General features: G+C 47.3%; 10 protein-coding genes. All 10 read left to right on the plus strand.

Going from position 1 to position 12,920, the window contains the following annotated elements:
* The first annotated feature begins 109 nt into the window (after positions 1 to 109).
* The 10 genes from AB1287_RS00865 to AB1287_RS00915 all read left to right on the plus strand — a co-directional run bounded on the left by AB1287_RS00865 (position 110) and on the right by AB1287_RS00915 (position 12,468).
* The gene (locus AB1287_RS00865; protein WP_435616655.1) at positions 110 to 514 is read left to right on the plus strand and encodes a hypothetical protein; all 405 of its coding nucleotides are present in this window, start codon (positions 110 to 112) and stop codon (positions 512 to 514) included.
* Between the two features lie 115 nt (positions 515 to 629).
* On the plus strand, positions 630 to 2,348 hold the full coding sequence (locus tag AB1287_RS00870) for a Wzy polymerase domain-containing protein (RefSeq protein WP_435616656.1): 1,719 nt from the start codon (positions 630 to 632) through the stop codon (positions 2,346 to 2,348).
* Positions 2,349 to 3,242: 894 nt separating this feature from the next.
* Positions 3,243 to 3,776 (plus strand): fimbrial protein, encoded by a 534-nt coding sequence (locus AB1287_RS00875; protein ID WP_435616672.1) that lies wholly within the window; start codon positions 3,243 to 3,245, stop codon positions 3,774 to 3,776.
* A gap of 374 nt (positions 3,777 to 4,150) precedes the next feature.
* Positions 4,151 to 6,691 (plus strand): outer membrane usher protein, encoded by a 2,541-nt coding sequence (locus AB1287_RS00880; protein WP_435616657.1) that lies wholly within the window; start codon positions 4,151 to 4,153, stop codon positions 6,689 to 6,691.
* Between the two features lie 108 nt (positions 6,692 to 6,799).
* Positions 6,800 to 7,528: a fimbria/pilus periplasmic chaperone gene (locus tag AB1287_RS00885; protein WP_435616673.1), complete on the plus strand. Its 729-nt coding sequence runs from the start codon at positions 6,800 to 6,802 to the stop codon at positions 7,526 to 7,528.
* Between the two features lie 189 nt (positions 7,529 to 7,717).
* The gene (locus AB1287_RS00890; protein ID WP_435616658.1) at positions 7,718 to 8,296 is read left to right on the plus strand and encodes a fimbrial protein; all 579 of its coding nucleotides are present in this window, start codon (positions 7,718 to 7,720) and stop codon (positions 8,294 to 8,296) included.
* 22 nt (positions 8,297 to 8,318) lie between these two features.
* Positions 8,319 to 8,810 (plus strand): fimbrial protein, encoded by a 492-nt coding sequence (locus AB1287_RS00895; protein WP_436799812.1) that lies wholly within the window; start codon positions 8,319 to 8,321, stop codon positions 8,808 to 8,810.
* Between the two features lie 11 nt (positions 8,811 to 8,821).
* Positions 8,822 to 9,400, plus strand: a complete 579-nt coding sequence (locus AB1287_RS00900) for a fimbrial protein (RefSeq protein WP_435616660.1) — start codon at positions 8,822 to 8,824, stop codon at positions 9,398 to 9,400.
* Positions 9,401 to 11,207: 1,807 nt separating this feature from the next.
* Positions 11,208 to 12,029 carry a transcriptional regulator gene (locus AB1287_RS00910; RefSeq protein ID WP_435616661.1) on the plus strand — a complete coding sequence of 274 codons (822 nt, stop codon included), beginning with the start codon at positions 11,208 to 11,210 and terminating at the stop codon, positions 12,027 to 12,029.
* Positions 12,013 to 12,468, plus strand: a complete 456-nt coding sequence (locus AB1287_RS00915; RefSeq protein ID WP_435616662.1) for a hypothetical protein — start codon at positions 12,013 to 12,015, stop codon at positions 12,466 to 12,468. The genes AB1287_RS00910 and AB1287_RS00915 overlap by 17 nt, the downstream gene beginning before the upstream one ends.
* Positions 12,469 to 12,920 lie beyond the last annotated feature (452 nt).

Raw genomic sequence — 12,920 nt, forward strand, 5'->3', positions numbered from 1 at the left:
GAATACATAATTGATGGGCGTGTTTATCATTATGTGAAAGTCTGATAATGATGTCCGCAAAACTTTAGAAGTAATTCTTTATATGAATATTCGATGGATATTTTTTCTCATGCTGTTCCTTGGTTTTGTTTCTGTATACAAAATTTTGATGAGTAGAGTTCATGTGCCAATTTTTGAATGTAGGGCCAAGGTTTCAATACAGAACCAAACTACGTTATCAAGTAAACACCTTGATTTTTTCATATCGATGAATGAAAAAAATAAGGGATACATTCTTGTTACAGCATCTTCCGCTGAAGAAAGAAAGGATATTAGTAGAGTAGTATATTTTAATTATACAAAAGAAGGTAACTATTACTCATTGCATTTAAAAAAAAGAGAGCCAATTCTTGAATCTCTATTGTGGATACTTAAATATGACGATGTGAAGATTAAAATCGTTCCAGTTAGTGCACCTGATTATATTCTTTCATCGCCCATGGAAACAATCCTTTTGTGTACGGCAACGGGGTAATCCTCTCTTCCCATGCATTATCATATTGGCTTTTGAATTTTCTTAATGCCCTTTAATATTTTTAATTAAATATGGAGGGTTAATGTTCGTTTTCTATAAATAAGAAGGTACCGGTATGCTGTTGTCAATTTTGGCGATGAGGCACAAAATCCTTATAGGATGTGTCGTATTTATAGTATTAATTTCTCTGCAGTTGCACATAGGTAATGCTGGTGGGAGTGGTAAGAATCTGCCTCAGGTTTTTATTGGCTGGGGAATATTGTGCCTCTTCGCGTTGGGTATTTTGTGGCGAACGCGACGAACATCAATGGTGGTAACGCCGATTAGTGTGGTGATTTTTGCTGCTACCTTAATTTTATGGATACCTTTGCTCTTTACTCGAGATGAGTGGCGGCTGGAGGCTTTATGGCCATTACTGGGGCTATCTGCTGGCATTGTATTTTATTTCAGTATGTTGCAGGTAAAGTGGTCGCCTGCGCTTCTCCAGCGACTCATGTTGTTCATCATTGCCGCATCCTTGCTTCAGACTTTAGTTGTACTATGGCAATACTTCTTACCGGGAACGCTCCCCGGCTGGTTAGCCTACCCCTATGATAAGGATCGCCCGGCGGGCGTGTTTCAACAGGTTAATTTATTGGCAAGTTTTACTGCAACAGGATTAATCTCCGCGCTATTACTATTTGTAACGCGGCGTAAAGGGAGGCTGCGAGATAGTGGCTATATATACCTTTATATTTTGTCTGCTGCTCTGGTGTTGTTGCCTTTTCTGTTGGTGATCTTGCAATCCCGCATCGGTTGGGTCGGAAGTGGTTTTGCTATCTTTCCCGTACTGTTATTTGCCATGTACAAGGAACCTCGCCGTATTACTGCCCCGGCCAGTTTAATGCTGTGCGGCATTTTGTTGGGGATAGCCTGTATTTGGGGAGATGTCTCCGCGCAAATCAGCCATGAGGGGTCTAACCATGCCCGAATTATCATGCTACGGGAGACATTGAGCATGATATTTTCTCGCCCGTGGCTGGGCTGGGGATATGGTGGATATGAATACAGTTTTCAGCATTTTCGCCTATGGCAGGGAGAATCAACTCTGGGCCTGGGCGTGGTCACTCATCCCCATAATGAGTATCTGTATCGTTGGGTTGAGGGTGGCTTCCTGGGATTGGTTGGGGTATTACTCTTCACGCTTTGCGGAGTGGGGTTAGCCTGGCTGACTTGCCAGCGTATAAAGCGAACAAGCACTCTGACAGTGTCCCTTCGGCTCGCCAGCCCTGGGCTTTGCCTCTTGCCTCTAACGCTACACACCCAAACAGAGTATCCCTTTTACATATCTTCTCTGCTTTGGGGAACTTTTCTGCTTTTTTTAGCTGCGTGGGATAGCCTTGCGACGCCGAAATATTTGTTATTGAAATTATCCGTTCTCAGGGGGGGCGCCATAAGGGGGGCGCTCTCCAGCATAATGTTTGCCGCTCTTCTTTTCACTGTCAGCGGTGGCTATAGCGGCTGGTTATTGTGGCGTTTTGAACAGCAGCAATTTCGGGGGCCGCATCCCGACTGGCAGGTTAACCCCTGGCTACTGAGTGAACGAGCCCGGTTTGATGAACAGACTGCTTCGTTGCTGGCGTTCAATCATGACGGTGATAAGCAGCGTTTGGAATACTATGTGCTGTGGGCGAGAAACTATTCTGGTATCCATATCGATAGAGAAGTGTACGCTCGCCTGTTGCAAATTTTGCGGGCACAAAAATTGTCTGTTGCGTCCGATTACTGGGGGAAAGAAGCCCATGCCCTGTTCCCGGATGACCCACGGTTTCAATTTTACTCAGGGGAAAGATAAGTTTCTAGTAATCATGTTGAATATCCAACAACGCACAAAGCATGGGCGCATACCTCTGTGTTAGGGCTGGATTTGAACATAGCAGGAATCAAGTTTGCCTGCTGTATTGCGATGACACGATGCGTGCGAGGTATGAGTTGGCCAATAGCGTGATTGCTGTGGGATGATCACGCTAAAGACACGGATTTTTATCCGAATAGCAAGGGAGGACACGACACGACACAGATTCCCTGTTACGAGGGTTTAGGAACAGAAGCTGGCAGCATTTTCCTCTACAAGAACGCCTTAAAAAAGGTTCTATGGCGCTACTGGCAATTTGGCGCAGTTTTAATTTTTGTTTTTTTGGTTTTTTTATGTTTTCTCTCTGTGGATATTATTTTTTTATTAGACGGTTAGTTGGTTGTTTTAAAATTGATTTGAGACAAGAAATTCAATTGTGTTTTTTTATGAGTATGTAATTATATTGAGCATTGAAGCATTACTTCTTCAAACCAGATAAGAGGAATGCTTTAAAATTATTGATGTAGAAAGTACAAAATAATTGTTCTACTATTATAGAATCATGACTGCTACGTATCCTCACGTTTTTTTATGGAAAAGTAGTAGTCATGTTCTATATAAATCATCAGAAGTGCTGATAGATTTGATTATGATAGTACTGGCTCTGTATGTAAACGAACGTGAGTGCTTTTGTTTTAAAATTACATTATCTTTTTTGTGCTATGTTGCTTCACAAAACTATCATTTTAAGTAGAAGTCATAATTGTCTCTTTTTTTATTAAAGGTGGCGCTAATTGATATGGCTTCAACTTATCTTGTCTGCACACTATAAAAATTTAATTTAGGTGCAGTTTAATTTTTAATTTCATAAAATAAGGAAATACCTGTATGTCTATTAATTTAAATAAAACTCTGCTGGCTGTAACCATCGCTCTCAGTATGACTTCTGCGGCACAGGCTGCAGACGCAGGGCATGGTAAAGTGACTTTCACTGGTTCGATTATTGATGCGGCATGCTCTATTGCACCAGAAGCCGTCGATCAGACCGTAGAGCTGGGACAGATTTCTAAGACTGCACTGCAAAATGGCGGTAAATCAACACCGCGTAACTTCTCTATCGCCCTTGAAAACTGCTCCTTTGCAGGAGAAGATGCAAACAATAAAGTTCAGGTAACCTTTACCGGCATGGAATCTGCGGCGGGTGACGGCCTGCTGGGTATTACGGGTTCTGCATCGGGCGCCAGCGTAGCTATCACCTCCGGTGACGGTCAGGTTATTAAACTGGGTCAGCCAACGCAGGCGCAGCAGCTGAATGATGGTACCGGCACCCTGAGTTTCTCTGCTTACGTACAGGGGCATACTTCTTCTGCGGCCATCACGGAAGGTGAATTCCAGTCTATTGCTGATTTCACACTGGCTTACAACTAAGGCTTTTATTTCCTGACTTAGTATAAATGCATGCGGAAATCCGCATGCATTATTCAGGAAGGGATAAGAACAATGAACAGAATGAGAAAAGCTATACCTTAGTGTCTTCCTGCATTTTTCTGATTTGATGGCCATATTAAGATAATATGCAAAAAGGCATTATACATTCCGCCTATGCCAGTTTTCGTATCATCATGGTGTGAAAGGAAATCAATTTTATTAAACAGGCGAGAACAGAGTGCTGGTTCTTATTCGTGGTTAATTCTGAAATGGAATGCTCTGCAGCCTATTAAAAACTGAAGTTCTTATGGTTATCCTGATGCAGGGTTGCATCAGCTTGAATTAATAATTCTCGTGAGTAACAGGATGATAATATGGAATTGCCTGTAGCAAGGAGATTTTTCCATCTCCAGTCTCTGGGGCTGTGTATTTCTCTGGTGCTGGGCATTCATGTAACGATGGCCCGTGCGGCCGATGATATTCAGTTCAATACCGATGTTCTGGATCTTAATGACAGAAATAATATCGATCTGAGTCAGTTCTCCCGGAGTGGCTATATCATGCCGGGCCTTTACGATATGGTCGTGCATCTCAATAAAACCGATCTGCCGGAACAGCAGATCCCCTTCTATGCTTCGGATGATGATAAAAATAGTAGCCGGGCCTGTATCAATCGCGCACTGGCCGAGCAGTTGGGTTTGAAGGAAGGTGAAATTGATAAGTTAACCTGGTGGCATCAGGGAGAATGCCTGGATGAATCGGGTTTGCAGGGAATGGAAGTCAGGGGGGATCTATCGACCTCTGCATTGTATTTGAGTATTCCGCAGGCATTTCTTGAATATACCGATGAGAACTGGGATCCACCGTCACGCTGGGATGAGGGTATTTCGGGGGTGATGTTCGATTATAACGTTAATACCCAAATACAGCGTCAGCAGCGTGATGGTAATAACACCAATAACTTTAGCGGTAATGGTACAGCAGGTGGAAACCTGGGAGCTTGGCGCTTCCGGGCAGACTGGCAGGCAAATTTTGCCCACCAGACGGGAGGTGAACGATCAACCCGCAAGCAGCTAGATTGGACTCGGTACTATCTTTATCGGGCGGTTCCCTCGCTGCGGGCGAAACTGATGCTTGGAGAGAATTACCTGGACTCCGGGATATTTGACAGCTTTCGCTTTACCGGAACGAGTCTGGTCTCGGACGATAATATGTTGCCACCTAATCTTCGCGGGTACGCACCGGAAGTCGTGGGGGTGGCAAAAACAAATGCGAAAGTGACCGTTAGCCAACAGGGAAGAGTGTTGTATGAGACGACCGTAGCGGCTGGGGCGTTCCGTATTCAGGATATAAATGATGCCGTGAGCGGGGAGCTGAATGTTCGGGTAGAGGAGCAAGATGGCAGCGTGCAGACTTTCACTCTTAATACTTCGAATATCCCCTACCTGACCCGACCTGGTTCTGTACGTTTTAAGCTCGCAGCAGGGAAACCCTCCGACTTTGAGCATCGCTCTCAGGGACCGGTATTTGCCACAGGGGAGTTTTCCTGGGGGATAAGTAATGGGTGGTCTCTGTACGGTGGTGCTCTGGCGGGAGGCGACTATAACGCATTGTCAATGGGTATTGGGCGCGACCTGATGATGTTGGGTGCTCTGTCGTTTGATGCGACGCAGTCCCGTGCAAGTTTGCCACAGGAAGAGAAGAGGTTGAGCGGTGGCTCCTACCGACTAAGTTACTCGAAAAATTTTGATGAGTATGACAGCCAGGTAACCTTTGCGGGATACCGTTTTTCGGAACGTAATTTTATGAGCATGAGTGATTATCTTGATGCTCGTTATTACGGCTATCACTCGGGCAACGGGAAAGAAATGTACACCATTACTTTCAGTAAGTTTTTTCGCGATCGGGGATTAAGTAGTTACCTCAACTATAGCCATGAGACTTACTGGGAGCGGCCGACAAACGATCGCTACACCGTGACGCTATCTAAATATTTTGATATTGGCCGTTTTCATAACCTGAGTATGTCACTTTCGGCATACAGAAATACCTATAACGGCCAAAACGATGACGGCGCTTTTATTTCGCTATCAATGCCATGGGGCAGTAGCAATGGAACCGTGGGCTATAACGCGACGGCTAACCGTGATGAGACTACGCACAGAATGAGCTACTACAGCAGGGCAAGCGAGCGTGACACCTATCAGATCAGCGCCGGAACCTCACGTCGTGGAGGAAATGCTAGTGGCTATTATACCCGGGAAGGTGATCTTGCCCGAGTAAGCGCTAATGCCAGCTATCAGGAAGGAAGTTACAGCGCCGTGGGGCTGAATGCCCAGGGAGGCGTAACGTTGACGTCTGAAGGAGGCGCTATGCACCGGAACAATATTGCCGGAGGGACCCGAATGCTGATTGATACTTCAGGGGTTCCTGACGTGCCTGTCCGCGGTTACGGGCGTACTACGCGGAGCAATCTATGGGGAAAAGCGGTGATCGATGACGTAAGCAGTTATTACCGTAATAACGCCAGCATAGACCTGAATAAGTTAGGAGAAACTGCTGAGGCCACTGGCTCAGTGGTACAGGCCACTCTGACTGAGGGGGCTATCGGCTATCGTAAATTTAGTGTGATAGCGGGTGAGAAGGCAATGGCCGTGATTAAGCTTGCGGATGGCAGTGAGCCCCCCTTCGGGGCCACTGTGCTGAATAACCGCAAGCAGGAGACCGGTATCGTCAATGATGGCGGCAGCGTTTATCTGAGCGGTATCACCCCTGGCGAGGTAATGGTTGTTCGCTGGCATGGTGAAACGCAGTGCGAGATCAGCATGCCATCCCCGCTTCCGGCTGAAATGTTGATGAATACGTTATTACTACCCTGTCAGGTTCCGGGCATGGAGCAGGCGGAGGAAAATTGACGTTCCCTTAATTCATAGCGGTCATGGGGAATGACCGGAAGCAATCGAACAGGAAAGAGAGAAAAGTAAATGAGTAATTTGAAGCACATGAACCATCGTATCGGTTTGATGCCGGGAATGGTAACGGTTGTCATACTTAACCTGCTGGCAGTACTACAGGCTGAGGCCGCGATAGCCCTGGATCGCACTCGAGTAGTCTTTGATGGAAGTCAGTCTTCAGTAAGCCTGAGCATCAGTAACCAAAATAAACAACTGCCTTATCTCGCGCAGGGCTGGATTGAAGATGAGCAGGGCAACAAGATTCAGACGCCACTCACCGTTTTGCCGCCCGTGCAGCGTATTGAACCGGGAAAACCAAGCCAGGTGAAAATTCAGGCGTTACCGGCGGCGAAGCTTTTGGCACAAGATAAAGAGACGCTTTATTACTTCAATCTGCGGGAAATACCGCCGAAAAGTGCGAAACCGAACACGCTTCAACTTGCTCTACAGACGCGCATCAAGCTGTTTTATCGTCCGGCGAGTATTGCGATTGACACCAATGCAGCGCCACCGCAGGAGCAACTGACGCTGATCCGGCAGGGCGACAAATATCAGGTGAATAACCCAACGCCTTACTACGTGACCATTGTGGATGCAGGTAGTGCTAAGGGGAAGAGCATTAAATCTTTTGAGCCAATGATGGTTCCGCCGAAAGGCAGTCTGCCGCTGACAGTGAATGCCGTAGCGGCAGGAAACAGCCCAGTTCTGACTTACGTCAACGACTATGGCGGCCGTCCGCAGCTGAGTTTCAGCTGTAGCGGAAACACCTGCAAGGTTCTACCGGGGAAGTCAGGATAACACCAGTCAACAGCGTTCCATGGCTGAATTTGTTGAGTACATACCGCTGTGCATATTTGCCGGGGCCACTGGCCACATGGTCGTGAAGGAAGAATCTCAGAGTACCGGCAAAATAACAAAGGAGAACGGACATGGCAGACATAATTAATAACCCCCCTATTCAATCTCTGCGGTTACAGACACTGAACGATGCCGATCGTCCTGAAATCAGAGAGTGCCCGTGCGCGGGACTGGCACCCTGTCCGGTGGGATGTGGTTAAGATGGTGATGAAAGGACATGCGTTAAACCGGCAGCCTACTCTCCTGATGTGTGGCGCATTATTGGCGTTACCTCAAATAGTGGAGGCAATGGATTCTGCCACGATCGTTTTGAACGTCACGGTGACAGCTCCTCCGCCATGTACCATCAATGGCAACCGGCCGATAGAGGTTGAGTTTGGCGACGTTATTACCACGCGGGTAGATGGAACCCACTATCGCAAACCTCTGAGTTATACCCTGGTGTGTGACGCGGGCGCCAGGAACGCCATGCAGCTTCAGGTGACAGGCACAGGCGCGGCTTTTGATAACAAGATATTACAGACAAACAATAACGGGCTTGGCATCAAACTAATGCGAGGGGAAACCCCCCTGTCGGTAAATACATGGGTGCCTTTCACATATCCGAATAAACCTGAATTGTGGGCCATCCCGGTTAGGGCTCCTGGTGTGGCGCTGGCGGTCGGTGAGTTCAGTGCTGCGGCTTCAATGCAGGTGGATTACCAGTGACAGGGAGCGGAATATGAATGGAATGAAGGCGCACTGTGCCGCTTTATTTTGGACTTTGCTGCTCACTCAGCCATCGGTTATGGCAGCAGACGGCAGGGCGGACATGAGCTTTCACGGTACGCTGATTGCGCCGCCTCCCTGTGTGATTAACGAAGGCGGGCAAGTGGATGTGGATTTCACCGAACGGGTGGGCATTAGCAAAGTGGATGGGGTCAATTACCGTGTGCCGGTGAATTATCAGATTACCTGTGAAGACGGGGGAAGCGGTTTGGCACTTAGCCTGAGCTTGAGCGGTACTGCGGCCGCATTTGATTCACAGGCTCTACAGAGCGACCAGCCGGGTCTGGGGATCAGGATCTATCAGGACGAGAAAGCTTTTACGCCGAATAGTACGCTGAATATTGACCTCGCAACACCTCCCCGGCTTGAAGCTGTGCCGGTGAAACGAGCCGGCGTTACGCTAAAGGAGGGAGCATTCGAAGCCTGGGCAACATTGCAGGCGAATTACCAGTGAGGGGAGAGCGTATGAGAGAACTTGAAGGAAGGGACTGTCATCCGTATGCGACCGTAAAGGGAAAGCTGGCAACCAGCCTGCTGCTTTTGGGAGTGGGGTCAGGGATATCTGCCACGGTGAAAGCTGCGGAAAATAACATGCGTTTCCACGGCGCTCTGGTCGCGGAGCCCTGTGTTATTCCCCCTGGAGAAGAAAGCATCACGCTGGATTTTGGTACGGTTGTCGACAAATACCTGTACTTGAATACACGTACTGTGGGGCAGGCATTCAATATTCGTCTCATGAATTGTGACCTGAGTCTGGGAAACATCGTGAGCGTAACGTTTTCCGGGATGGAGAGTATAGGGCTACCGGGACTGCTGGCCGTAGATACGGGGAGCGGAGCGCAAGGGATTGCAATAGGCCTGGAGACGTCGGAGGCAAAACCTGTCTTGCTCAACAAAGCTACCGATCAATTTGCCCTACAGGCGGGCAACAACCTGATAGCAATACGGGCGTATGTACAGGGCGAGCCTGAGGCTATTCGGACACAGGGCATTACGCGTGGCGCCTTCACTGCAACTGCGACATTCAGCCTGTCTTATGAGTAGAGGATATATGGGATTGTACAGACTACTACCCTGCTGCAATGGCTCTGCCCATAACTGACCCGAATAGCGTTGTGGCCATCGGGAGCGAATTGCGCTGCTTTATGGAGAGATCCTAAATCGGTGACTGTCGAAGACAGAGGTTTAGGAACTGATGCGGGAGTATAGCACCTGGTAGATAAAATGAGCGGAGGGAAACTATAGCCAGAGCCTCCAGCGACTTAATACATACCAGAGTACTGGTAGAAAATATCTGAGAGAAAACAATATGGTGTGTGTTAGTGTGATGAGGGTTACAGCGGGAATATTACTCCTGTGTATGGCGTCTGGCGCCGCCGCCTTACCTGTTATAACGTTGTCTGCAGCGGACGGGGAGCTGGTCGCCAGAGTGACCGGTTTCGATAATAATCAAAGTGGGTGGGAGGTGTGCCCAAATGATTACTCGTTCTCTCGATACTGTAGCATCACCGGGGCACTGCGCCGGTGTTCAGGAAGCGGCATTAGCTGGAATCTTGGCTATTTGGCTTCAATACGCAGAGCCGGAATCGTCACTCTAAGTACCCTACAGCAGTATAATGATATGGGGTTGAAGACCACCCGGTTGCCTATGAGTTTAAGCATGCCTGCGGCGGGCACGCCAATGTGTCTCAGTGTCAGGGCATCTTCAGGAATGTCTGGTGATTCTTCGACATTTATACCGCCTCCCGTGAGGGTCGGGAATATGCCGGTAGTTCCGTTATCGTGCCGGGCCACGAAAGGCGCAACAGTGTCGATATCCGGGAGGCCGGGAACAGTAGCGACTAACACGGATACCATCGACATTACATGCCAGGGAGGCCAGGAACAAGTGGTGACAATGTCCATGAAGCTGGCGGGAACCGACATCATCACGAATGGCGGAACGCATTCGCAGGTATTTGGTCCAGAAGGGACGGATCTGGGGAACAAAGCGGAGCGGGTGAAGTTGGTGGGTGGGGTTAATACCGTAAGTATACGGACTGAAACAGTACTAGCGGAAACCACTGTGCCTGGAGTATATAGAGGGAGTGGAGTGATTCAGCTTCAGTATGACTAGGTGAATGATGTCATCGATGAAATCCCGGGAGGCGAAGTGACCCTCATATTCATGTAGCCATGCCCAAATCTGCTAAATCGAAAGAGGTGGAAAGGGGACGGTGCTATACTTTCATATCAGCTGGTCTTACCTTTATGCGAGGTATCTATGATGCCCACATTGACAGTCGATATCGTGGATGAATTGCGGGATTTCATTGATTCTCTCGTTAAGTCAGGCGACTACCGCACGCAAAGCGAGGGTTGTGCGGGTGGTCTCCGGCTTCTGAAAGAAAGCAGGCAGAATCACACTTACAGTCTTTATAGGCTGAAACTATCAGTAGTGGCAAACCAGTGTCATGGGAAAAATGTATTTTTGCAAAAAATGAAAACCAGAGCACCTGATGAAAGTAAACGGGCTGACCCCGAAAGCAAAACAGTACCTTAAGCCTATATGGAACCACATCCGAACATATTTTAGCCTGATTAAAGATGGCAGGTGCTCTGGACGGATCTTTGTCATTTTCGGTGTACTTGTTTCCCAACAGGTGGAGGCTCACTACCGGGAATCGAGTGAGTATGTATGTCCGTTGCCGTATGAGTTGCATGTGTTTTCCCTCGCCAGGAAGCTTATAACAGGTTCCGATCAAACACTATTCCTGAGGGGGGGTTATCAAGCCTGCTTTATTGTCTTTTGTAGAAGTAACCATATCAGGTGGTTTATCACATCTGTGATTTTATTTTTCTTGGACAGATAATGACTTACATCATCAATGGCATCATCGAATACGATGCGGTAAATGGAACCTTGCTGAGTCCTGAATATCACCTTGACATGATCACGCTCAGCCGGGTGTCCAGTGAGCTTCTATTTATATTTGTGACAAATAATCAGCAGCCTGTTAGTCGTGAAAGGTTATTGTACGACCTCTGGGAAAGTAAGGGGCTGAATGCCTCGAGCAACAGTTTAAACAACTACATCTCTATGTTGAGAAAAGCATTATTACAATGTGGCTGTAATGACCTTATTACCACCATCCCCAAATACGGGTTCGTATTTGACGCTGAAATTAAGGAGAGTAACGCTCCTCCGGAGTATGCAAATCTGCGTCAAGAGAGTAGCAACACCGTATCTGGTACTTGTGACTCTGGGCAGAACAATTTGGTAGTTAAACAGGGTGTATCTTCCTGGCGGAATATAGTCAGGATTCTTATCCTGACTATGGTAGTTCTGGCTATTTTGGTCGGTTTGATTCGTCTGTACTATGACTATCGGCTCGGCACAATAAGGAGTGAGATCTTTCAGCAGGGACAATGCCGTTTTTATGCCGGCAATGACCGGACTCGCAATCAGCCCAAAGATGAGGCGGCTACCGCTATCAAAAATATGGTTGCGTTCGAGAAAATCAGGTGCCCAGGAGTCAGAACTAACGTGTATTACTTTAGTGATATAAAGCAGGATGCTTCCGGGCATACTCTCAAAGAGGAACTGCTTAGCTACTGTCCTTATAACAGCAAGTCACCTTGCGTTAACTACTACTTCACCACGCAGGCGACTCACGATGAAGAACAAAAGTAAGGTACTGTTTCTTGGATCCATCTTCCTGATTGTCACTGTTATCGTTCTGATGGTTACCATCAGCGGACAGAAGGTCACTGACTCCGGTTTTGTATGTCATGCCAGGGTCTATACCAAGCTAGTCTCCAATGCATGTTATAAAAGCAGTATGCTGGACGTTGTCCTGTCTATGCAGAAGGGGGAAGGTGAGCTCATGGTTTCAGGTACGCATACCTGTCCGCGAACGCCACTTGCTAGTCTGCAGGGCAGCGTTCGCTATACCTATGTGCGTGAAGGAAATTATTACCGGTTGCACCTGCAGCCACGCAGCCCCGAGATGGTTGAGCTTTTTGAGGTTCTCAAAGAGGATAACATTAAGTTAAAGATAACTCCTCTGAACAGCAATGATTACATGATCGAAACACCGCTTAAGACGGTTTTTTTGTGCACTGTTGAATGATGCTTGTGATGCTACGTCTTTACAAGACTGGCACCTGCTTATAAATAACAGGAACAACGGTATTAGGTGTGGCTATTTAGCTGAAAATTTATCTCTGTAATAAACGTAGTGATCTAATTTCAGTTGATGTAACGATTATATCCCTATGTGATGTCTTGTAAAAATAAAGTATATAGTGTTTCTGATAATAGCCATCAGCTACCACAACAGGGGAAGACCCAAAGAATTATGTTTTCTTACGCGTGGTCTTTTTACCACCCGAAGCATGAGTGCGATATTTGGCACATGTAGTTATCATTTCTCCGCTATTTGGCAACTACAGTTGCCATTTCCAGGTCACCCATCCCCAAACCGTCACCCCGCCGTCATCTTTCTGTCATCTCACCTTCTTACGTTGTTCACACTCATAAAAAGGTACTAACGACATGAAACTGAATCGCCACGGATAATCT

This window comes from Scandinavium sp. UTDF21-P1B, from assembly GCF_040750395.1.
Lineage (GTDB): Bacteria > Pseudomonadota > Gammaproteobacteria > Enterobacterales > Enterobacteriaceae > Scandinavium.

What these genes read in the sequence shown, in the direction of transcription:
- AB1287_RS00880 (WP_435616657.1), top strand. Translation starts at nt 4,151, where the DNA reads ATGGAATTGCCTGTAGCAAGGAGATTTTTCCATCTCCAGTCTCTGGGG.
- AB1287_RS00890 (WP_435616658.1), top strand. Translation starts at nt 7,718, where the DNA reads ATGCCGATCGTCCTGAAATCAGAGAGTGCCCGTGCGCGGGACTGGCAC.
- AB1287_RS00895 (WP_436799812.1), top strand. Translation starts at nt 8,319, where the DNA reads ATGAAGGCGCACTGTGCCGCTTTATTTTGGACTTTGCTGCTCACTCAG.
- AB1287_RS00915 (WP_435616662.1), top strand. Translation starts at nt 12,013, where the DNA reads ATGAAGAACAAAAGTAAGGTACTGTTTCTTGGATCCATCTTCCTGATT.
- AB1287_RS00900 (WP_435616660.1), top strand. Translation starts at nt 8,822, where the DNA reads ATGAGAGAACTTGAAGGAAGGGACTGTCATCCGTATGCGACCGTAAAG.
- AB1287_RS00885 (WP_435616673.1), top strand. Translation starts at nt 6,800, where the DNA reads ATGCCGGGAATGGTAACGGTTGTCATACTTAACCTGCTGGCAGTACTA.
- AB1287_RS00910 (WP_435616661.1), top strand. Translation starts at nt 11,208, where the DNA reads ATGACTTACATCATCAATGGCATCATCGAATACGATGCGGTAAATGGA.
- AB1287_RS00870 (WP_435616656.1), top strand. Translation starts at nt 630, where the DNA reads ATGCTGTTGTCAATTTTGGCGATGAGGCACAAAATCCTTATAGGATGT.
- AB1287_RS00865 (WP_435616655.1), top strand. Translation starts at nt 110, where the DNA reads ATGCTGTTCCTTGGTTTTGTTTCTGTATACAAAATTTTGATGAGTAGA.